At 60.7% G+C, this 20,048-nt stretch carries 21 protein-coding genes; all 21 read right to left on the reverse strand.

Going from position 1 to position 20,048, the window contains the following annotated elements; translation table 11 throughout:
* Positions 1-15: 15 nt before the first annotated feature.
* The 21 genes from EAH74_RS23005 to EAH74_RS23105 all read right to left on the reverse strand — a co-directional run bounded on the left by EAH74_RS23005 (position 16) and on the right by EAH74_RS23105 (position 19,839).
* Entirely contained in the window at positions 16-630 is a 615-nt protein-coding gene (locus tag EAH74_RS23005) for a hypothetical protein (RefSeq protein WP_140681279.1), read from the reverse strand.
* A complete protein-coding gene (locus EAH74_RS23010; protein WP_140681280.1) occupies positions 627-1,925 on the reverse strand; it encodes a sialidase family protein in 1,299 nt (432 codons plus the stop codon). The genes EAH74_RS23005 and EAH74_RS23010 overlap by 4 nt, the downstream gene beginning before the upstream one ends.
* Before the next feature lie 280 nt (positions 1,926-2,205).
* Positions 2,206-3,435: a hypothetical protein gene (locus tag EAH74_RS23015; protein WP_140681281.1), complete on the reverse strand. Its 1,230-nt coding sequence runs from the start codon at positions 3,433-3,435 to the stop codon at positions 2,206-2,208.
* Between the two features lie 755 nt (positions 3,436-4,190).
* The gene (locus EAH74_RS23020) at positions 4,191-5,150 is read right to left on the reverse strand and encodes a PDR/VanB family oxidoreductase (RefSeq protein ID WP_140681282.1); all 960 of its coding nucleotides are present in this window, start codon (positions 5,148-5,150) and stop codon (positions 4,191-4,193) included.
* Between the two features lie 3 nt (positions 5,151-5,153).
* Entirely contained in the window at positions 5,154-5,591 is a 438-nt protein-coding gene (locus EAH74_RS23025; protein WP_140681284.1) for a Rid family hydrolase, read from the reverse strand.
* A complete protein-coding gene (locus EAH74_RS23030) occupies positions 5,588-6,622 on the reverse strand; it encodes an aromatic ring-hydroxylating oxygenase subunit alpha (RefSeq protein ID WP_140681285.1) in 1,035 nt (344 codons plus the stop codon). Before EAH74_RS23030 ends, EAH74_RS23025 begins: the two co-directional genes overlap by 4 nt.
* 21 nt (positions 6,623-6,643) lie before the next feature.
* Complete coding sequence (locus tag EAH74_RS23035) at positions 6,644-6,871, reverse strand: recombinase-like helix-turn-helix domain-containing protein (RefSeq protein WP_140681286.1); 228 nt, start codon at positions 6,869-6,871, stop codon at positions 6,644-6,646.
* 1 nt (position 6,872) lies between these two features.
* The gene (locus EAH74_RS23040; RefSeq protein ID WP_140681287.1) at positions 6,873-7,190 is read right to left on the reverse strand and encodes a hypothetical protein; all 318 of its coding nucleotides are present in this window, start codon (positions 7,188-7,190) and stop codon (positions 6,873-6,875) included.
* Positions 7,191-7,204: 14 nt separating this feature from the next.
* Positions 7,205-8,347, reverse strand: a complete 1,143-nt coding sequence (locus tag EAH74_RS23045; RefSeq protein WP_140681288.1) for an FAD-dependent monooxygenase — start codon at positions 8,345-8,347, stop codon at positions 7,205-7,207.
* Positions 8,348-8,360: 13 nt separating this feature from the next.
* Complete coding sequence (locus tag EAH74_RS23050) at positions 8,361-9,326, reverse strand: VOC family protein (protein ID WP_140681289.1); 966 nt, start codon at positions 9,324-9,326, stop codon at positions 8,361-8,363.
* Positions 9,323-10,819: an aldehyde dehydrogenase gene (locus tag EAH74_RS23055; protein WP_140681291.1), complete on the reverse strand. Its 1,497-nt coding sequence runs from the start codon at positions 10,817-10,819 to the stop codon at positions 9,323-9,325. Before EAH74_RS23055 ends, EAH74_RS23050 begins: the two co-directional genes overlap by 4 nt.
* 10 nt (positions 10,820-10,829) lie before the next feature.
* The gene (locus EAH74_RS23060; RefSeq protein WP_140681292.1) at positions 10,830-11,633 is read right to left on the reverse strand and encodes an aspartate dehydrogenase; all 804 of its coding nucleotides are present in this window, start codon (positions 11,631-11,633) and stop codon (positions 10,830-10,832) included.
* A gap of 10 nt (positions 11,634-11,643) precedes the next feature.
* The gene (locus EAH74_RS23065; RefSeq protein ID WP_140681293.1) at positions 11,644-13,326 is read right to left on the reverse strand and encodes a thiamine pyrophosphate-binding protein; all 1,683 of its coding nucleotides are present in this window, start codon (positions 13,324-13,326) and stop codon (positions 11,644-11,646) included.
* Positions 13,319-14,116, reverse strand: coding sequence for an SDR family oxidoreductase (locus EAH74_RS23070; protein ID WP_140681294.1), 798 nt, complete (start codon positions 14,114-14,116; stop codon positions 13,319-13,321). The genes EAH74_RS23065 and EAH74_RS23070 overlap by 8 nt, the downstream gene beginning before the upstream one ends.
* A gap of 1 nt (position 14,117) precedes the next feature.
* Entirely contained in the window at positions 14,118-14,954 is an 837-nt protein-coding gene (locus EAH74_RS23075; protein ID WP_082555898.1) for an IclR family transcriptional regulator, read from the reverse strand.
* Positions 14,951-15,835 carry an alpha/beta fold hydrolase gene (locus EAH74_RS23080; protein WP_140681295.1) on the reverse strand — a complete coding sequence of 295 codons (885 nt, stop codon included), beginning with the start codon at positions 15,833-15,835 and terminating at the stop codon, positions 14,951-14,953. Before EAH74_RS23080 ends, EAH74_RS23075 begins: the two co-directional genes overlap by 4 nt.
* Positions 15,836-15,839: 4 nt before the next feature.
* Positions 15,840-16,379: a cupin domain-containing protein gene (locus EAH74_RS23085; RefSeq protein ID WP_140681296.1), complete on the reverse strand. Its 540-nt coding sequence runs from the start codon at positions 16,377-16,379 to the stop codon at positions 15,840-15,842.
* A 13-nt stretch (positions 16,380-16,392) separates the two neighbouring features.
* On the reverse strand, positions 16,393-17,160 hold the full coding sequence (locus tag EAH74_RS23090) for an SDR family oxidoreductase (protein ID WP_193560145.1): 768 nt from the start codon (positions 17,158-17,160) through the stop codon (positions 16,393-16,395).
* The gene (locus EAH74_RS23095) at positions 17,157-17,933 is read right to left on the reverse strand and encodes an ABC transporter permease (RefSeq protein WP_027923579.1); all 777 of its coding nucleotides are present in this window, start codon (positions 17,931-17,933) and stop codon (positions 17,157-17,159) included. Before EAH74_RS23095 ends, EAH74_RS23090 begins: the two co-directional genes overlap by 4 nt.
* Before the next feature lie 28 nt (positions 17,934-17,961).
* Positions 17,962-18,963: an ABC transporter substrate-binding protein gene (locus EAH74_RS23100; protein ID WP_140681297.1), complete on the reverse strand. Its 1,002-nt coding sequence runs from the start codon at positions 18,961-18,963 to the stop codon at positions 17,962-17,964.
* Between the two features lie 39 nt (positions 18,964-19,002).
* Positions 19,003-19,839, reverse strand: a complete 837-nt coding sequence (locus EAH74_RS23105; RefSeq protein ID WP_240050549.1) for an ABC transporter ATP-binding protein — start codon at positions 19,837-19,839, stop codon at positions 19,003-19,005.
* Positions 19,840-20,048: the final 209 nt, after the last annotated feature.

Consider the following 20,048-nt stretch of genomic DNA (forward strand, 5'->3'; position numbering starts at 1 on the left):
TAAAGTCGTTAAATCTCAAACGGAACTGGACACATCGCCCACTGCAACGCGGCGCTTGCTTGCCTGGCGATACGTCCAGCGCACGGCAAGCATCAGCAGGGCCATGCAGCAATACAGACCCAGCAGTGGATCGACCAGGTAATCCCAATAGTTTTGCGAAGGTTTGATCCCGGCAATGAAGGCCAGGGTTGCGCTGGCCAGCATCACGACGGCCAGGCCGTTGCGCAGGTAAAACAGGCCCAGTGTCAGCGCGGCGAGGGCAATCAGCATGGGGCGCGGGCTGTAGCCAAACCGATAGGGGTCCAGATCACTCATGCCCAGGGTTGCCGGGTACAGCACCAGGGCCATCGCGGCGAAGAGGATCAATACGCCGGTTTGACCCCGCGCAGGTGGCAGGATGTCCAGCCGACGCAAGCAGCCCCACGCCATGAACACCATGGAGGTGATCGCCAGGTCATCAATGTAGCTGCGCAAATAGGCGGCCAACGATAAGCCGTCCAGCGGTATGAAGCTGACTGCCAGCAATGCGGCCAACAGTGCGATCCGCCAGGTCCTGGGCAAGCCGAAAGAAGGCAGCGCCAGGAAGATGATCATTGCGAAGCTGGCATGGGCTTGCCACAGGCTGATCATTTGCGACGCTCGTTGAGCCAGGCATCGTTGAAGGTGACGTGCTTGATGAAGGTGTTGTTCCAGGAATAAACCAAGTGATACATACCGTCGGGGCTGCGGATGAAGTACGGGTATTCATATTCAAATTCACACCCTTGGCTTTTACAGACGCGGTTGTCGAGGTTGTCCAGGAACTGCGCCTCCAGCGGTTGACGAAGCGCGCCGCTGGAACCGCGAAACTCTTTACCGATGATTTCCTTGTAGGCCTCGGGAGAAAACGGAGCGCCTTCGGGATCAGGTGACTTGTCCAGGTCCCGCAACGAGCGCCAATCGTCCATTTTTGCGTCGGTCCCATACAGACTCAGCTTGAAGCGCCCCTCCTGCAGGTCGTTGAGCGCCACCAGCAACCCATGTTCGGGCGTCGCGACGGCGGCCAACGATGAGTTCGGGTTCGAGGGATCGAGCGGATAAGGTTCGCTCCAGGTTTGACCGGCGTCTTCGGTGCGGGTCGCCAGCACACGGTGGTGGGTATCGCCGGCATAGCGCAGCAAGGCGATGCCGCGCCGGCCGTCCAGCGGAACCACTGCAGGTTGCAATGAATTATTGCCGTGGCTGATGCGGTATTTGTCGATCACATCGCCGTCTGCGCTCAAGTAGAGGTACTCGGCAAACTTGCCCAGAAACTCGTGGTAGACCGGCAAGCCGATGGAGCCATCGGCATGAAACACCGGTGCCGACCGAACCAGCGTGCTGATGTTCAGAAAGGGTGAGGTGATCAGCTGGCGCGGGGCGGACCAGCTTTCACCGAAGTCATCTGACACCATCACATTGACCGCGCTGCCGGCCCAGCCGCCCATGGACACGGACACGTAGAACAGCCACACGCGATTATCCGGTGCGAGGGCAACCACCGGATTGCCCAGCTTGCGAATGTATTTTCGCGTGCCCTGTTGGGTCGAATCCCGCGTCGCCAATACCTGTTCAGCCCCCCATTCGCTGGTTTTCGGGTCGAAACGGGCGGAGCGCACCTGCACATCGGCTGCGCCTTCGCGGGAGCCGGCGAACCAGACCGTCATCAGGCTGCCGTCGGGCAAGGCGGTCACCGCCGAGGAATGCACGAAATCCACCAGCCCGGAGGAGGCGAAGCGGCTGGTATAAATGGGCTTGGCCACTTTGCCGGCCACTGCCATCACTGGACTTATCAGGGCAAAGGAAGAGTGCGTATTGGCAGGGTTGAAGAACCATGCGGCCGCAAACAGGCAAGAAAGTGCAAGGTATGCACCGAGGGCAGGAATGCTAGGAAGTTTGATGCGCATAATTAAGACTTTGGCATCTCATGGCCCGATCAGGCGCCCAAGCTAACACCCGCTAGTACAAGATCGGGTTTAATGAATTTCTACTTTGTAAGCAATTATTTGTAGCGTGCTGCACTGTCGATAAACAACACGCAACCGGCAGGCTGAAACTACCGCACCAGAAGGGTATCGATTCGAGCCAGCGGGGCTGAAAGGCCATCTGCACCGCTGGTCGAAAGAGCCGGACATGAACAGCGCGAAACACAAAACGAAGCTGATCAGGGGCGAGGCGATAACGGGATCAGAAGTAGTACCCGATATTGACGTTGGTCCGGTAATACCACTGATTGCTGCCAACTGAACGGGTATTGGTAAAGCCCGTACCGTTTTCCGCACCGCCATACGGGTTGGCGTTTTTCGCCCAGGTCAGGTCGACCCAGGCCATGATCGGCATGGCCAGGAACTGCGCGCCGACGGTGTACATCTGCGAGTCGTCCCAACCGCTCTTGTCTTTCATCATGCGACTGTAGTCGTTGTAGAGCTTGATCTTCTTCAACTGACCCAGTTTTGGCGTGGGGATGTCATAGCCGACGTTCAGCGAAGCAATGGTGGCCTTGGATGCGATCAGGTACGCCGGGGTCAGTCCGTTGCCGCCCATCAGCACCGAGTCGTTGCTGACACCTGCAGGGTTTTTGGGGTCGTACTCGTAGCGAATGCCTTGGGTAGAGACGGTCCACGCGCCGGCATTGATGATGGCGTGGATACCGCCGGCCCAGTAATCGCCGTCGTCTTTGGTGGTGGCGTTATACAACTGAGCGGCGGCCACCGACGCGCCGATCTCGGTTTTCCAGCCGTCATTAACAAAGGTCCGCGCGACCCGGGCGTTGATCTGGTTGTGTTTCTCGTTGTCCTGGCGCGACTGGGTGAAGGGGATCGCATTGTCCTTGAGGTCGGCGTAACGCCCGACTTCCGGCGAGTAGCGAATGTCGGAAGGCAACATGCGCGGGAAGTACCCGAGTTGCAGATCCCAATCCTGATCCTTGTAGCTGTACTTCAAGCCTGCGCCAGCGCTGACGCCATAGCCCATGAAGAAGGGCAGGTGATAGCTCCAGCCAAATTGCGGATAGGGTTCCAGGCCAAACGGTTTGAACGGCGCGCCCAGTTGCAGGTTTGAGTTGCTGTTCAGGCGGTAGCCGACGAAGCCGCGGTCGATGGAGTGTTTGCCGTCATCCTGAAACCAGTAGCCGACATCGCTATAGAGATTTTTGTAGGTCGCCTGTACGTCGATGCGGAAGGTGTCGAAGAGAAAACGCCCGTTGTTTTCGGTGGTGTCCCAATGCTCGTCGCGGTAGTTGGTTCGCAGGGCACCGCCGATGTCCAGGCTGCTTTCGCCATCGTCGCTGCGCCAGGCGATATGCGGAAACGGCTTTTTGCCGGTCGTCGATGTCACGGGCGCAGCAGGACCGGGTTCACCGGCGAAGCTCACGCAACTGCTCATCATCAGTCCCATACATATAACGTAATGCTTCATGTTGACTCCGCTGCTCAATTGAACGCTACAAAGTGACCGGCAACACTTGTCCGTTCGCCTTTAAAGTGGCGATGAGCGGATGACTTCGTGTGTTGCTTTTTTTAAGTGCGTTTCTGTTTTTGTTGTTTCGTGGGTAATACGGCGTATGGCCTATGAACTCATGATTACCTGAGCAGAAATTATGCCAACTGTCAGAAAGCTGTTTGGTGCTTAAAAACTCAATAAAAACAATTGTTTATATGGGAAACATATTTGTTTGTGTTGCCCATGAAACAGGCGCGTCGAGGGGTAACGAAACTGCACATTCACTGTGCGTTTTTTATTTCACGCGCATAAAAGCGGCCTACAAAAATGGCGCAATTGTTGTTCATTCAAGAAAGGTTTGGGGCGGGATGGGGCGTGCATCGCAAAAGCCAAAACGAGGCGGCCTACCGGCCGGCCTGGGCTCAAGCGCACGCGTTCCCCTGTAGGAGCTGTCGAGCGAAGCGAGGCTGCGATCTTTTGATCTTGCCGTTGCTGTTGCTTTGCTTCAGATCTGCCGCCCCTTTCCCAGAGGCCGGAGTGAGGGCATGCCGAGCCACAGCGAGGCACCGAATGGCGGGGCAAGAGCCCTTGGTTACTTGGGGCTCTTCCAAGTGACTCGCTGTAAGAGCGAAACCGCCAGCAGCCAAAACCAAAAAAACGGATATTCACCCAATCAAAGCCCCCGGTCAGCCCCCACCACCAATCTATGGGGGGCCACCTGAAACCCAGTATTAAAGGTCGAGTACCAACCGCCGACTCTTGCAACCCGACACACACACCATCATGGATTTATTCGCCGCACGCTCCGCTTTAGTCAACACGCCATCACGATGATCAACATCACCTTCCAGCACCCGTGTTTCGCACGAACCGCACACCCCTTCGCGACAGCTGTACTCAATATCGCAACCCGCCTCGAGCAACACGTCGAGCAAACTCAAACCGGGCTCGATCGACAGCGTCTTGCCAGATTTTTTCAGCTCTACGCTATAGCTGCTCTGCGCATCTTCCGACGGTGGCAATTCAGCCGCCGCAAAACGCTCGATATGCGCATGAGGGTAACCAAGGCCTTCGCAGGTGCTTTCGAAAGCATCAAGCATCGGCGTCGGACCGCAGCAATAGAAGTGCGTATCGCTGGGCTGATCGGCCAGGTAGGCGCTCAGGTCTGGCGGCATGCCCTTTTCATCGTTGAAGTGATACACGACTTTGGCACTCAAGCCGCTGAGTTCCTCAACCAGCGCGGCTTCCTGTCGCGAGCGGGCGCAGTAGATCAGCTCGGCGGATTTTCCCAGCGCCAGTAGTTGGCGGAACATGCAGTAAATCGGTGTGATACCGATACCGCCGGCCACCAGTACGCTGTGTTTGGCACTCAGGTCGAGCTGGAAATTATTGCGCGGCGACGAGATCGGCAGTTGCATGCCGACCCGCAGTTGCGCGTGCACAAATTCTGAGCCGCCGCGGCTGTTGCGATCACGCAGAATGCCGATCACGTAACGGCCTCGATCGCTCGGCGAGTTGAGCAATGAATAACTGCGCACCAGTCCATTGGGCAAATGCAGATCGATGTGCGAGCCGGCTTCAAACGGGGCGAACACCGTGTCGCCAAACGGCCGCAACTCGACGCTGATGATGCCTTCGGCTTCATAGCGCAGCGTGTGCACTCGAGCGGTGAGGGGGGAGGAATGGGACATCGGTCACCTCTTTTCGACAGTACGCAAATCGAGATCGAGACGCGCACTGGCCTCGATCTCCACCCGCAGTTCGGGAAACACCAGTGCGCTGACTTCGACCAGCGTGGAGGTCGGGAAAACGGCCTGACCTTCGAAGAAATCACGGCGCGCGCGACCCACTTCGTCCTTGTCGGCGATGTCGGTGACATACACCGTCAACCGGTAAATGTTGCCGACATGCCCACCCGCCGCTTCAACCAGCGCCCGGACTTTGTTCAACACGACCAGTGTCTGGGCGTAGGCATCGAGCGGCGCGTCAGCCACAACGGCCAGGCGTGTAGCGGGATGGCCGGTCATGCCGGACATCACCACTTCATTGCCGATCAGCAAGGCATTCGACCAGGTGGCGCTGGCCGGCTCGATCAACGAGCCGGCCTGAACACGTTGCACGGCTGCGTTCATGGCAACTGCTTCGCGTCGATCAGCTCCAGTTGGGCCTTGGCCGCGTTTTTCAGGTAGCGGCGCAGACGCACCACACCCAGGTCATGCTGGTAGAGGTTTTCCCGCTGGTTGGCGTCCGGCTCCATGAATTCGAGCAGCACCCGATCCTGCTCCAGCACCGCCCAATGCCGTGCTTCCAGGCGATTTTTGTAGAGGAAACGCCAAGTGTCGCGCTGCCAGCCGGTCAGTGGGCGGCAACGCCAGTGGAACACCGCCGACAAGGAGCGGCTGCTCGGTGTGTAGCTGCCGATGATGGTGAAGTTACCGCCCGGGCCGCCGGTTTTCGGATAGGGGATTTCCAGGCGCAGCCAGTGGCAGCCGTTATCCATGAACTCGGTCCAGTCGAAATTCACCCCGCGCTGGCCTTCTTTCTCGAAGAAGAAACCGTTGTCGGTGTCGCGGGTGACGAACTTGGCGGTGGCTTCGCCTTCGCTCATGGAGTGCGACATCTTGTGCAGGTAGGTGCCGTGCATCGGGTCCATGACGTTGTCGATGACGTAGCGATAATCGCCTTTCCATTCGGTGTAGCAGAGGAAGCTGCTCCACTCGGGGGAGGTCAGTTGCTCTGGCAGGACCAGCTCCGGCGGCGTGTCCATGTGCGGATCTGCAGCGTTGTACAGAAAGATCGCGCCAGCGGCTTCACGGGTGTGGAACATGCGTGTCGGGCGGCTGCCTTCGAGCTTGCAACCGGGGCTGCCGGGGACTTTGGTGACCGTGCCGTCGCAGCGCACTTCGACGCCGTGATAAGGGCATTGCAGACGGTCACCCAGCACCGGCCCCTGGGACAGCGGCGCGCCGCGATGAGGGCAGTGATCTTCCAGGGCATGGACGCTGCCGTCATTGTCGCGCCACAGGGCGATCTTGTAGCCCAGGCGGCGAATCGATACCGGTTTTTCACCCAATTGATCGGAGGGCAGGACCGGGAACCAAAGGTTTTTCAACCCGTTGGCCAAGAGGTTTTCAGCTGGATCGACGGTTGTATTCATGTTCATTTCTTATTGTCCTCCGGCGGGTCATTCGCCCAGCCGAGCCATCAGGGTTTTATAGGCGTCTGGTGTCCACTCTCCGGTGGTCAGCGGGCAGGGCGGCCCGGCCAGATTCAGGTGCGCGAGCAGGTCGGGCAACTCGGTCACCCCGTTGCCAAAGGCGCGCTCGATGGAGTCGCCGAGCAACTCTTCGAACTGGGTGTTAGGACGTTTGCGGGCCTGATGGGGCTCCAGGTAGGGTTCGGTATTGCTCATCTCATTGACCTCCATTACGTACCCGTTCGCGGATCATTTCGCGCACGGGAATAAAGTCATACGTCGGGAAAACTTCAGTGCTGAACACGCCCCAGGCCGAGCGTTCAAACTCGACGTTGAGGGTCGGCAGCAGGCTCGGCGGCAACCGCAGGGTGACGATCTGGCCCAGGCCCATGGCCACGGTCCAGGACACCACCTCGACGCCTTGAGGGGGAAACCGTTCCCACCAGTCCTGCTGCTTCATGTGCCGCTGAATCTCTTCCAGGTTCTTTGATTGGTCGTGCTTGAGCAGCACGGTCACCAGCAAGGTTTCGCTCATGGCTACGGTCCTGCTCACGCCACATTCGGCATCGGCACGGCCCAGGCGTCATAGCCATAAACCCAGTCGGCGTTGCCGCCGTCCTTGAGCCATTGGTTGCCGCGTGAGCCGATCTGGATCTGGCTGGTGCGTTGCAGTCGTGCCTGCTGATACGCCTGCAGGGCATCGGCGATCTGCGCAGTGCTGGTCAGGTCTTGCAGATAACGAGCGAGCACAACGGCGTCTTCGATCGCCTGGCCGGCGCCTTGCGCCATGAACGGCATCATCGGATGGCAGGCATCCCCCAGCAGGGTCATCGAACCCTTGGACCAGAACGGCAGTGGATCGCGTTCGTACAGCGCGGTCTTGAGTACCTCGTTGCACGCATCGAGCAGGGCGCGAGCATCCGGGTGGAAGTCCTGATAGTGGCTGCGCAACTCGTCGGCATCGCCGGCGCTGGTCCAGGACTCTTCATGCCAGCTGTCCTGAGCGGTGGTGGCGAAGATGAAAATGTCCCGGCCCTGATTCAACGGAAACGTCACGATCTGGCTTTCCGGGGTAGGGCCCCACCATTTAGTGAACGCCTGAATGTTCGGCACATGGGCCACGCGTTCGGCAGGTACGACGGCGCGGTAAGCGACCACTCCGGTAAAGCGCGGTTGCTCATCACCGAACAGTGCATTACGCACTACCGAATGGATGCCATCCGCACCGATCAACAGATCGGTGAGGTGACGGCTGCCATCCTTGAAGCACAACTCAATGCCGTCGGCGGTTTGCACGACGTGCTCGGCACGTTTGCCAAACTGCACCTGTTCTGGTGGAAAGACGTCCGCCAGCGCGGCCAGCAGATCGGCGCGGTGAATGGTCAGTTGCGGTGCACCGTATTTCTGTTCGGCGGCATCGGACATTTCCAGGCGCGAAGTTTCCTCGCCGCTGTCCCACAGGCGACTGATCCGGTGCGTTGGACGCGCGGCCGGAATGCGCACGGCAGGGCCCACCCCAAGACCATCCAGAGCGCGCACGGCATTAGGCGTCAGGTTGATATCGGCACCGACCCGCAAAAAGGCTTTCGACTGTTCGAATACGGTGACGTTATGGCCTGCGCGATGCAGGGCGATGGCGGCGGTCAGGCCGCCGATTCCGGCACCGGCGATAGCGATATTCAGCGAAGACATGGACGGCTCCTGCTCAGGGTTTCGGTTTGTCGGTGAGGAACTTGCCTTGCGGCGCCTCGACGTTTTGCTGGCGTCGGGTATTGCCATCGATGCCACCGGCGATGGCCCATTCGGCGAACATCGTCGGGCCCGGCTCGAAGTCCCGCGGCTGCCATTCGCCGGTCAGTTGATCTTCGTCGGCGTAGTACTCGACCAGCGCGCCGGCCGGGTTCTTGAAGTACCAGAAGAACGCCGACGACACCGGGTGCCGACCCGGGCCGATTTCCGTTGTCCAGCCGCGGCGGGAAATGTGCATACCGCCGCCGAACACTTCGTGGACATCGCGCACCGTGAAGGCGATGTGGTTCAGGCCGGCGCGAGGGGCGGGCAGTTGCAGCATGAACAGGTCGTGGTGGCCGCCTTCTTCGGCGGTGCGCAGGAACGCTCCGCGATCCGGATAGCGGTCGGAGGCCTGGAAGCCGAAACGCTCGTGATAGAAGGCTTCGCAGGCGTTGACGTCCTTGACGAAAAACACCACATGGCCGACTTCGATCGGTGTGGCGCGCTCGTAAATCGGCGCGGCCTTGTTGATTCGGCCTTTGGTCTGCCAGGTGTTATGGCCGCTGCACTCGATTTCCAGCTCACGCTTGCGGGTCACTTGCAGGCGGATCGCCAGGCCGTTGGGGTCGGTGCAACCGATGCGCCCATCCGCTTCGATGAAGCCCGGATCGTTGGCGATGCGCTCGCTATAAAGCTTCAAGTCAGCGTCGCTTTCGACGCCCCAGACCACTTCGCGCACGGTCGAACCGGGTTCGATGGCGGGCGGCAAACCCGTCTTGTTGATGTCGGCGAGCACCACGCGGCAGCCGTTAAGGGTTTCGAAGATCACTTCGTCAGGCTGCTCGCTGACTTTCGTCAGGCCCCAGTCGCTGAAAAAACGCACGCTGGTGTCGAGGTCCTCGACGCCGTAGGTGACTTCATCAATGCCTAAAACGCTCATAACCCAACCTCTCGTTGCACACCGGCCCAGGCCAGTGGCTGTTCATTCATGCCCCAATAAAGGCTTTTCTGTTCCATGTACTGCAGGATGCCGAGGCGACCTTTTTCACGGCCCAGACCGCTGTCGCGCCAGCCGCCGAACGGTGTGGAAATCGAGAACTGTTTGTAGGTGTTGATCCACACCGTACCGGCCTGAATTTTTCGACCCAGCGCCCAGGCGCGTTTGTAGTCGCGTGTCCAGATGCCGGCGGCGAGGGCGTACAGGCTGTCGTTGGCCTGCTCGAGCAATTGCGCTTCGTCATCGAAGGGAATCGCCACCAGAACCGGTCCGAAGATCTCTTCCTGACAGACCTGTTGGCTGTTGTTCAGGCCTTCGAGGATGGTCGGCGGGTAGTAATAACCCTGGTCGTATACGCCGCCGCTCGGACGCTTGCCACCCAGCAGCAGGCGTCCACCTTCGGCCAGCCCAAGAGCAACATAACGCTCCACGGATTCGCGGTGGCCGGCGCTGATCAACGGACCCATTTGGGTACGTTCATCGGCCGGATCACCGACGCGCAGTTCGGCCGCAGCGGCCACCAGGCGCGACATGAACGGTTCATACAACGCGCGGGCGACGAACAACCGCGAGCCGGCGATGCAGGCTTCGCCCGAAGAGCTGAAGATGCCGTACAGCACACCGGCCACCGCGTGGTCGAGGTCCGCGTCGTCAAGAACGATGGTCGGCGATTTACCGCCCAGTTCCAGCGACACCGGCATCATCTTGTCGGCGGCGATGTGGGCAATGTGCTTGCCGGTTTTGGTGCCGCCGGTGAACGACACGCGCTTGACCAGCGGGTGACGCGTCAACGCATCACCGAGCAGCGAACCTTTGCCCGGCAGCACACTGAGCAGGCCTTTAGGCAAGCCGGCGTCCTCGCAGATGCGTGCCAGTTGCAAAGCCATCAACGGCGTGATTTCTGCCGGTTTGATCACCACCGCGTTGCCCGCCGCCAGCGCCGGAGCGACCTTCTGCGCTTCGCTGGCAATCGGCGAGTTCCACGGGGTGATTGCGGCGATCACGCCCATCGGCTCGTACACACTCATGCTGACGAAATCACCACGGGACGGCGTGATGGTTTCTTCGAGGGTTTCACAGGCCGAAGCGAAGAACTGGAAGGTCCCGGCGGCGCTGGCCACCAGGGCACGGGTTTCGTTGATCGGTTTGCCATTGTCCTGGCGCTGCAATTGCGCCAGTTCTTCGCTGCGCTCACGGATCAGCTCGGCGATGCGGTACAGCACGCTGGCCCGTTCGTGAGGTTTGCGCTGCGCCCAGCCGCTGTGCAAAAACGCCTGATGGGCGCCTTGCACGGCGTCTTCAACGTCGTCGACACTGGCGGCATTCAGCCAGGCGACGGCTTCGCCCGTGGCGGGGTAGCACGTGGCATAACGCTCGCCGCGACCGAGACGCCATTCGCCGGCAATGCAGATCGGTAAAGTCTGTTCGAGAGTCATCGACTGTCCCCTAAATCGAAATCGCATGGGCGTGGTTGCCCAAGGCGCGGACAACGCTGTAAACGGTCAGCGCCGAAGTCTTCGGGTTGGCCAGCAGTGGTTTGCCACGCAAGCTCAGTTCGAAAGCACCAAAGGCACCGCGTGCTTCGAAGTGATGGACGTTCTCCTCGCTCAGCGGATCGGCGATCAGCGTCACGTGGGTGCGGTCCAGGCCGAGCCCGGCCAGCGACAAGGTCGCTGCGACGTTGGCGTTTTTTGGATAGAGCCGTGCCGCTTCCCGCGCGCTGCCCTGAAAAATCACCGTGGCTTCGGTAATGCTGTCCAGATCACAGGCCTGTTCAGCGGGGGTGTTTTTCCAGGCTTTAGCCGGTTTGCGGCCGGTGTAATTGACCGAATCGAGCCCACCGACTTTGGCCGCCGACAAGGCGTCGATGCCACCGATGGCGCCGGGCAGCAACTCGATGCGGGTCTGACCGCGCTCGGCTGCCGCTTCCAGGCGTTCAACCAGGCCGACTTCGGACAGCGCGCCGACCGAGACGATCAGGCAGGCAATGCCACGCTCCAGCGCCGGCAACACATGTTCTTCGATGGCGCGGTGGCCGGCGCACTCGACCAACAGGTCGGGACGGGCATCGGCCGGCAACGCGGTCAGCACCTGCGGCGGTTGCTTGAAACTGACCAGCCGCTGGCGGACCAGTTCTTCAGACCCGGCCGAAGCGATGACGTAATCAACGCACAGCTGCGGGTCCTTCTCCAACAGTTCGAGCACGCCGACGCCAATGGCGCCGCAGCCGATCATGGTGATATGCAACATGACGAAGTCCTCAGGCCGTGGCTTTTTGCGCTTTGGTTTCGCTGTTGGGCGGACCGGCGAACTGGGTGGCGAAGCTGCCGACGGCGAGCATGTCGACTTCCAGCAGGAACGGGCCGGGTTGAGCCAGTGCGCCGTCGACCACACGGCCGAAATCCTTCAGGTCGGTGACCAGGCCGTGGCGCAGGTTCAGGGATTCCGCCAGCTTGGAATAATCCGGGGTGTGCAGGTCGACGTAGCAGTGACGGCTGCCGTAGACCGCGTCCTGAATGTTGCGGATCACGCCGTAACGCTGGTCGTTCATCAGCAGAATCACCACGTTGGCCTTCTCTTGCACCAGCGTCGCCAGCTCGCCGAGGTTGAGGATGAAACCGCCGTCACCGGCCAAGGCGAAGACCTTGCGCTCAGGCGCCGTTTCAGCCGCGGCCACGGCAGCGCCGATGCCCATCGACAGGCCCTGACCAATGCCTCCGCCGAGGGCATGCACGCCGGCGCGCGGGTGGAACAGGGTCAGCAGGCGGTTACCCCAGATGCTGTTGGACAGCGTGACGTCGCGCACCCAAGAGAAATTGCGCCCGGTGATCGCTTGCAGCTGTTCGACCATGGCCGAGTACGGGCCGAGGTCGGCGATCAATTGGGTGCGGGATCTTTCGCGGACATCCTTGAGTTCGGCGAGGAATGTCGGGTCGATCTGCAGGCGACCTTCCAGACGATCCGCCAGGCCTTCAAGGGCCAGTGCCGAGTCGCCACAGATGAACAGCTCGCTGTTATAGCTGCGACCTTCGATGGCCGGGTTGGCGTCGATACGCAAGGTGTTGCGTGGCAATTTCAACGCGTACTTGAAGGTTTCGTTGCTGCGCAGACGGGAGCCGGCGATCAGCAAGGCATCGCAGCTTTGCAGGAACTGCTCGACCAATTTGTTTTGCGAGAACGCGCCGAGGCAGCGTTCGTCATCTTCGTTGACCACGCCGCGACCCTGGGTCGAGGTGATCACGCCGACGCCCATGTCCAGCAGGCGTTTGACTTGAGGCCCGGCATGCCGCGCGCCGCCGCCGAGCCACAGCAGTGGACGGGTGGCCGTGGCCAGACGCTCGGCCACCAGGTCCAGCGCTTCGGGCGCAGGGACGGCCACTGGAATCGGCAGCGGTGAAAGGTCGGTCGGCATCGTGATAAAGGTCGACTGGATGTCGATCGGAATTTCCACGCTGACTGGCCCGGTGGGGGCGGTCAGGGCGGTTTGCACGGCCAGTTTCAGGGTGCTGATCGCGGTTTCGACGCTGCGCACACGGAACGCAGCCTTCGACACCGCCTTGAGCATGGTCAGTTGGTCGCGGGCTTCGTGGATGTAAGCGAATTCCTGGTCCAGGTACGGTGTTTCGATCTGCCCGGTGATGTGCAGCAGCGGTGTGCCGGCGGTCAACGCTTCGACCATGGCGCCTGCGGCGTTGCCGGCTGCGGTGCCGGTGGACGTCAGGCAGACACCGAGGCCGCCGGTGGTGCGGGCATAGGCGTCGGCCATGTTGGTGGCGCCGGCTTCACCGCGAGCCATGACGAAGCGGATATTTCCGCGAACGGTGAAGGCATCGAGGATCGGCATGTTGTGGATCGAGATCACGCCGAACGCGGCCTTGACGTCGCATTGCTCGAGAAACGCGGTGATGGCAGCGCCAACGGTGACAGTATTTTCATTACGCATGGCGGGACAGGCCTCCAGAAACATCGATATGGCTGCCTGTGGTGTAAGCCGACAGAGGCGAGGCCAGAAACAGGATCGCGCGGGCCGCTTCAATCGGCAGGCCCAGGCGCCCTAAGGGAATGTGTTTTTGTTGCGCCAGCCGGGCGCTCCATTGGGTCCAGTCCAGATCCCGCTCTTCGCGGGCTTCGAAACGTCGGCGCCATTGCCCGGACTCAACCAGGCCAATGAGGATGCCGTTGACCCGAATGCCCTGACCGGCAAATTCGGTGGCCATCGAACGCACCAGGTTCATGACCCCGGCGCGGGCGGCCGAGGTGGCGACCATGTGCGGTTCCGGCTGGCTGGCCAGCAGCGAGTTGACGCAGACGATGGCCGCGTTCGGCTGGCGTTGCAGCTGTGCCATGAAGGCGTGGACCGGGTTGATCACCGAGAAGAATTTCAGGTTCAACTCTTCGGTCCAGGCGCTATCGGTGGTGTCGGCGAAGGTCGACACCCGACCTTGCCCGGCGTTGTTGATCAGCACGCTGGCCGGGCCCAATGCGGCCAGGCTAGCCGCGGCAAACGCCTTGACCGAATCCGCATCGAGTACGTTGCAAACATGGGCGAGCAGCCGTGCTTCGGGGAAGCGTTGACGCAATTCGGCTTCGGCGCTGCGCAGCCGGTTTTCGTCCCGACCGCAAAAGGCCACGGCCGCGCCGGCTTCGAGCAACAACTCGACGCAGGCCAGACCAATGCCCGAAGAGCCACCGGTGACAATCGCGGTGCTGTCTTGCAGTTGATAAAGGCTCATTTCAATCCCTCATCAACGCAGTGACGCGGTGCTGCCCGTCATGGGCAGCAGCACTGTTGTAGTTGAGCAGCCGCGACAGTTCGTCGGCGCTACGGCGCACTTGCAGGAGCAACTCGTTGAAGTTGACGTGAGCGATCTGTGCGGTCGGGATCGTGACGCCCAGCGCGGCGACGATCCTGCTCGTCTCATCGCGCACCGGGGCGGCGACGGTCGAAATCGTTGACTCGAAGAAGCCTTCGCTGCTGACGAAACCGCGCTGGCGGTCGGCCTGAACCAGGTCGAACAGTTCCATCACGGTTTTCGGCGTGCACGGCGAGAACTGCTCCAGGTGTTCTTCCGGGTACAGCTCACGCAACTCTGCCAGCGACAGGTCTTCGAGCAGAATTCGCCCGAGGACAGTGGCGTGGGCGGGCAGGCGAGTGCCGACGTTGACCGCACTGGAGAACACTGACGGCGGCGAGACCTTGGCCACGTAAACGATCGAACGACCATCGCGCACCACCAGGTTGCTCGGGTAGTTGAGGCGGTCGCACAAACGCGCCAGCAGCGGCTGGCCCAGTTCGGTCAGCTCCAGTGAAGCCAGGTATTCAAAGCCCAGGCGCAGCACCGACATGCCCAAGCGGTATTCATTGCCGCTGCGGGTGACGAAGCCCATGGTTTCCAGGGTCGTCAGCAGACGGAATATGGTCGAGCGTGGCAGCGCCAGACGCCGGGCCAGTTCCGGCGCGGTCAGCGTGCGATTGCGCCGGCTGAATTCGCAGAGCAGCAGCAGGCCGCGCTCCAGGCCCGGCACGATGTATTTGTCCTGAGCGTCCTTCAGCAGATCTGAATCGTTCATAGAGATGCACCTGTCAGGGATTCTTTAATGGCAAAGGCCAGACGGCCCGCCACGACATAAGGTTGTTCAATAGGGCTGGCATGCCCGGCATCGGCAATCAGGTTGAACGTGGCGCCCAACGCCTTGGCCAGGGTCAGGCAGCTTTCGGGCGCCGTGATGCCGTCGGCTTCGCCGCAATGCACTTCGCAAGGCATCGACAGCGGTGGGTGCCGCAGCAGGTCATCGCTGCACAGCAGTTCAATGGCCTGGCGATAGCCATCGGGATTGAGCCGCGCCATGTTCCACCGCACCCAGGCCAGTGCTTTCGGGCTGGCTGCGGGGGAAAGCATGTAAGGACTGCGTTGCTCGGCCATTTGCTGAATGCCCAGTTGTTCCAGGGCACGCAGGCGTTTGTTGCGCACTTCCTGACGTTGCAGCGCGCGTGATGGATGGCCATAGCCTTGGGCAGGGCTGATCAAGACCAGTCGGCTGATCCGTTGTTGCTGCACGCCGCTGGCGAACGCTGTGGCCGTAATTGCGCCCAGGGAATGACCCACCAGCACACAGCGCTGGATGCCCAGTGCGTCGAGCATCTGCAGCAGTCGTTCGGCGTAGTCCGAAGCGTCGGGCGCTAAGGATCTCAGTGGCGTGGAATCACCGTAGCCGGGAGCGTCCCAGGCAATCACCCGGGCGCTTTGGCCAAGTTCTTGCGCCACCTCTAACCACGACGCCGAGCCCGAGCCGATCCCGTGCAACAACACAATGGCCGGCCCGGCCCCGCATTCGCGAAAGGCCTGGCGACCGCCTGCGATCTCCAGCGTGCGCACTGGAAAGTTCAGGGCCAGTTGTGCCTGGAGGTCAGCCGTGAGCGGCGGGACGAGATTATCGATGGCGTACGACATGGGCTTATCCGCGCTTGATCGAGGCCAGAGGGTGTTCTGGCGGGTAGGTCGGGGTCAGCGGTTTTTTCGCGCCGAGCATCACGCACATCAGCGCGTCTTCATCGCCGATGTTGATTTCTTCGCGGTACACGCCGGGCGGCACGGAAATCACGTCGCGGTCGGTAAGGATGGTTTCGAAACGCTCACCGTCCTTCTCGATCACCACTTTGAGTTTGCCGCGCAGCACAAAGAACACTTCTTCAACGTCGGTGTGCAGGTGCGGCGGGCCTTCGTGGCCGGCCGGAATCACCATGGTGGAGAACGTGAAGTTCTCCGACGGGATGGTGTTCATGTCGGTGCTCACGCCGGTGCCACCGGTGCCGATGTAGCGCATTTGCGCACGACGGAATTTCGGGTCGTAGTCGGCCTGGAACTTCAGCGCGTTCCAGTCGTACTTGCGCGTGTCGTAGCGGGCGATGCGGGTTTGCATCCAGCTTTCCAGGTCGCTGCCGGCTGGCTGTTCCCAGCTTTTCGGGGTTGGTTGTTGTGCTGATAGATCGGTCATGGCTGTCTCCTGATCAAGGCATGACGAACCCGCCGTTGACCGGCAAGGTTTGTCCAGTGATGAAACGGGCGAGGTCGGACAGCGCGAACAGCACGGCGCCGCTGACGTCTTCGGGAAGTTGTGGGCGTTGAATGGCCCGGTGGTCGTTGTACAAACGGTGACGTGCTTCGGGCACGTAGGCGGTGGCTTCGACCAGCACCAGGCCCGGCGCGATGGCGTTGACCGTGATGTTATCGGTGCCCAGTTCACGGGCCAGGCTGCGGGTCATCGCAATGATTGCGCCCTTGCTGGCGACATAGGCCAGCAGGTTGGGCGCACCCCACAACGGCGTGTCGGACGCCAGGTTAACGATGGCGCCATGACCACTGGCGCGCAGGGCCGGCAGGCAAGCCTTGGTCATCAGCCAAGTGCCGCGCACGTTGACTTGCATGACCTGATCCCAGGTGTCGAGGCTCAGTTCTTCGCAAGTCTTGCCGCCGGAATTGGTGATTGAGGCGTTGTTCACCAGGCCGTCGAGGCCGCCGAGCAAGCGGGTGGCTTCAGCCACGCAGGCATCGATCGAATCGGGTTGCGCAAGATCAACCGTCACGCCATGTACGGTCAGGCCTTCGGCGGCGAGTTCAGTGGCCGATTGCTGGACGCGTTCGGCGAGAATGTCGGCGATCACCACGTGGGCACCGGCGCGGCCGATGGCCTGGGCAAAGGCATAACCCAATCCGCGGGCGCCCCCGGTGACCAGGATCCGACGGCCTTCGAGCAAACGATTGAGGGCTGTCATCATTGCGTACTCAGCATGGCTTTGGGCATGTAATGCAGAACGCGTTTCTCGGCCCAGACCACCGCGCCGTAGGAGAGCACGCCGATCAGCGTGAGCATGACAATCGCGACGAATACGCCCGCGGTGTTGCCCTGACCTTCTGCATCGACCAGCAGGAAGCCCAGGCCCTGGTTGCCGCCGACCAACTCACCGACGGTGACGCCGATCACGGCCAGGGTCGAGGCAATGCGCAAGCCCGAGAACAGCGCAGCCATGGCCGAGGGAAACTCTACCAGGCGGAAGATCTGCCAGCGGCTCGCGTTCATGGTCCGGACCAGGTTGATCATGTCCGGGTCAACGGTGCGGATGGCCGACAGCACGTTGATCATCACCGGGAAGAACACAATCAGGATCGCGATCAGGATCTTCGGGTAGATGGTGTAGCCCAGCCACATCACGAACAGCGGGGCGAAGGCGACTTTGGGGGCGATTTGCAGCGCCAGAATGTAAGGCGACAGCATGGCTTCAGCGGCGGGCGAGAGCCCGAGCGAAACACCGATCGCCACGCCGAGCAGAGCGCCCAGACCGAAGCCGACGATGATCTCGAATGCGGTGATCAAGGTATGTTGCAGCAGGCCGCCGGTTTGCCACATCACTACACTTTCCTGGGCCACGCGGCTCAGGTGCGGCATGACGAATTCGGGCATGCCGAGCAGTCCCGGGCCCCACTGCCAGAGCACCAGGAACAGGATCAGCAGGGCAACGCTGCCGAGCATGGAGTTATTGAGGTTTTTCATCGTGTCGTTACCTTGTTGTCACTCGACGTTATTGCGCAGCTGTTTGGGTGTCGATGAACTGGTTGGTGTACAGGTCGTCGAGCTTCGGTTCCTGGGTGACGATGCCTTCGCTGACATAGAACGTGCGGACCGCCTCCAGCCGCGTCGGATCGATGCGGCCCAGTACGGTTTGGTTGGCGTAGACGTGTTCGACGTAAAGCTTGAAGACCTTCTCCAGCGAATCTTCCTTGCCGGCGTAGGCGGGCACGGCTTTGGCGAAGGTGACCGCGGCGGCGCGCGGGTCCTGAATGATGTCGCGCATGCCTTGCAGGGTGGCCTGGACCACGCCGCGAACAATCTCCGGGTGCGTCTTGATGGCATCGTCCGAAGCGAGGATCGCCTGGGCCATGCTTTCGAAAATCTGCGATTGCGGGATCAGTTTGATCTTCACCCCGGCTTCTTCGGCGTTGACCACCCAGTCCGGTACGCCGGCCATCGCCTGGGCTTTGTCAGCCGAGAACAACTGCCAGACGCCCGACGGGCCGGCCGCCTGGATACTCACGTCGGTTTTGCTCAGGCCTGCTTTGCGAAGGGAGGCGAGCAAGGCGTAGTAGGTGGTGTCCGAGTAGGACATCACGGTCATGGTCTTGCCCTTGAGGTCCGTGATCGAGTTGATATTTTCGGCGGCGTTGGTAGCAATCATGGTCACACCGCCGGCGCCCAGCACGGCGACGGCGCGCACCGGAATACCGTTGGCCCGCACCACAATCGGTGTATCACCCAGGGCACCGCCGAGCATGGCGTTACCGGCACCGATCTGCTTCGCCACGTCCACACCGCCCTTGGCCGCGATGAAGGTCATGTTCAGGTTCTGAGCGGCGTAGTAGCCCTTTTCCTGGGCGATGATCCACGGGGCGAACGCCGGCGAATTCGGCGGCGCCGGCAACAAATAGGTCACGTCGGTGGGCTGCGCCTGCGCGGCGAAGGCCATGCCCAGGCCGAGCGCGATGCCGGTGGCCTGGCTGAAGCGTTGAAACAGAGACTTGAACATGCGTACTCCTGAATCGGTTGATGGCCGCAAGGGCGTTGATCAATGCAGTTCGGTGTCTTCGCCGACTTTCAGCAATTCCATCAGGCGACCGGCCAGCGGACCGATCTCCGGCAGCTTGCGGCGCTCCAGCGGGTTGTCGCGAAACGGCAGGTCGACGCTGATTTCTTCGATGATGGTGCCGGGGCGGGCACTCATGACCAGCAGCCGGTCGGACATGGCGATGGCTTCGATCAGGTCATGGGTAATGAACAGGGCGGTTTTCTTTTCGTCGAAGAGCATCCGCGCCATGTCCTGCTGCAGGATCATCTTGGTCTGCGCATCCAGGGCCGAGAACGGCTCGTCGAGGAACAGCACTTGCGGGTCGATGGCCAAGGTACGAGCCAGGGCTGCACGCTGACGCATGCCGCCCGACAGCTGGAACGGGTAGTGGTCGGCAAAGCCTTGCAGGTGGCAACGATCGAGCAGATCTTTGGCCACCGCCTGACGTTTGGCGGCCGGTACACCTTGAATTTCCAGACCCAGTTCGACATTGCGACGAATGCTGCGCCATGGCATCAGCAGGTCTTTTTGCAACATGAAAGCAACTTGGCGAACCGGACCTGTGACCGCTTCACCGCCGACGAACACCTCGCCTTCGGAAGGTCGATAGAGGCCGGAGCCCATATTCAGGATGGTGCTTTTGCCGCAACCGGAAGGGCCGATGATCGACACCACTTCACCGCGGCGAATCTTGAAATTGACTTCGCGAATGGCAAACGGCGCGTCGGATTTTCCTTTGGCCGGGAAACATTTGCCGACATTGCGAAATTCAATTTCGATGGGCTCCAGATCTTCCTTGGGAGCGGGTTTATTCCATTGAGGGGCGATGGCGTACATCTCGTTCACAGCCATTGGGAAGGGTCTCTGGTCTGTTTTATAGGTGATACGGTGTTTAGTGCATGAACAATGCCACCCCAATGCCAGGTTGATTTTTTGTTAAAAAATCTTTGTTTATTAATGACTTGTGAAGTTTTTGAGGTTTTTGGCGTGTTTTGTATACGAAACAAGGTTTCCTGTATGGCACGAAATTTCACATCGAATGTGCT

Origin of the sequence: Pseudomonas mandelii (assembly GCF_006438925.1) — a bacterium.
Lineage (GTDB): Bacteria > Pseudomonadota > Gammaproteobacteria > Pseudomonadales > Pseudomonadaceae > Aquipseudomonas > Aquipseudomonas mandelii_C.

What these genes read in the sequence shown, in the direction of transcription:
- EAH74_RS23005 (WP_140681279.1), bottom strand. Translation starts at nt 630, where the DNA reads ATGATCAGCCTGTGGCAAGCCCATGCCAGCTTCGCAATGATCATCTTC.
- EAH74_RS23010 (WP_140681280.1), bottom strand. Translation starts at nt 1,925, where the DNA reads ATGCGCATCAAACTTCCTAGCATTCCTGCCCTCGGTGCATACCTTGCA.
- EAH74_RS23015 (WP_140681281.1), bottom strand. Translation starts at nt 3,435, where the DNA reads ATGAAGCATTACGTTATATGTATGGGACTGATGATGAGCAGTTGCGTG.
- EAH74_RS23020 (WP_140681282.1), bottom strand. Translation starts at nt 5,150, where the DNA reads ATGTCCCATTCCTCCCCCCTCACCGCTCGAGTGCACACGCTGCGCTAT.
- EAH74_RS23025 (WP_140681284.1), bottom strand. Translation starts at nt 5,591, where the DNA reads ATGAACGCAGCCGTGCAACGTGTTCAGGCCGGCTCGTTGATCGAGCCG.
- EAH74_RS23030 (WP_140681285.1), bottom strand. Translation starts at nt 6,622, where the DNA reads ATGAACATGAATACAACCGTCGATCCAGCTGAAAACCTCTTGGCCAAC.
- EAH74_RS23035 (WP_140681286.1), bottom strand. Translation starts at nt 6,871, where the DNA reads ATGAGCAATACCGAACCCTACCTGGAGCCCCATCAGGCCCGCAAACGT.
- EAH74_RS23040 (WP_140681287.1), bottom strand. Translation starts at nt 7,190, where the DNA reads ATGAGCGAAACCTTGCTGGTGACCGTGCTGCTCAAGCACGACCAATCA.
- EAH74_RS23045 (WP_140681288.1), bottom strand. Translation starts at nt 8,347, where the DNA reads ATGTCTTCGCTGAATATCGCTATCGCCGGTGCCGGAATCGGCGGCCTG.
- EAH74_RS23050 (WP_140681289.1), bottom strand. Translation starts at nt 9,326, where the DNA reads ATGAGCGTTTTAGGCATTGATGAAGTCACCTACGGCGTCGAGGACCTC.
- EAH74_RS23055 (WP_140681291.1), bottom strand. Translation starts at nt 10,819, where the DNA reads ATGACTCTCGAACAGACTTTACCGATCTGCATTGCCGGCGAATGGCGT.
- EAH74_RS23060 (WP_140681292.1), bottom strand. Translation starts at nt 11,633, where the DNA reads ATGTTGCATATCACCATGATCGGCTGCGGCGCCATTGGCGTCGGCGTG.
- EAH74_RS23065 (WP_140681293.1), bottom strand. Translation starts at nt 13,326, where the DNA reads ATGCGTAATGAAAATACTGTCACCGTTGGCGCTGCCATCACCGCGTTT.
- EAH74_RS23070 (WP_140681294.1), bottom strand. Translation starts at nt 14,116, where the DNA reads ATGAGCCTTTATCAACTGCAAGACAGCACCGCGATTGTCACCGGTGGC.
- EAH74_RS23075 (WP_082555898.1), bottom strand. Translation starts at nt 14,954, where the DNA reads ATGAACGATTCAGATCTGCTGAAGGACGCTCAGGACAAATACATCGTG.
- EAH74_RS23080 (WP_140681295.1), bottom strand. Translation starts at nt 15,835, where the DNA reads ATGTCGTACGCCATCGATAATCTCGTCCCGCCGCTCACGGCTGACCTC.
- EAH74_RS23085 (WP_140681296.1), bottom strand. Translation starts at nt 16,379, where the DNA reads ATGACCGATCTATCAGCACAACAACCAACCCCGAAAAGCTGGGAACAG.
- EAH74_RS23090 (WP_193560145.1), bottom strand. Translation starts at nt 17,160, where the DNA reads ATGATGACAGCCCTCAATCGTTTGCTCGAAGGCCGTCGGATCCTGGTC.
- EAH74_RS23095 (WP_027923579.1), bottom strand. Translation starts at nt 17,933, where the DNA reads ATGAAAAACCTCAATAACTCCATGCTCGGCAGCGTTGCCCTGCTGATC.
- EAH74_RS23100 (WP_140681297.1), bottom strand. Translation starts at nt 18,963, where the DNA reads ATGTTCAAGTCTCTGTTTCAACGCTTCAGCCAGGCCACCGGCATCGCG.
- EAH74_RS23105 (WP_240050549.1), bottom strand. Translation starts at nt 19,839, where the DNA reads ATGTACGCCATCGCCCCTCAATGGAATAAACCCGCTCCCAAGGAAGAT.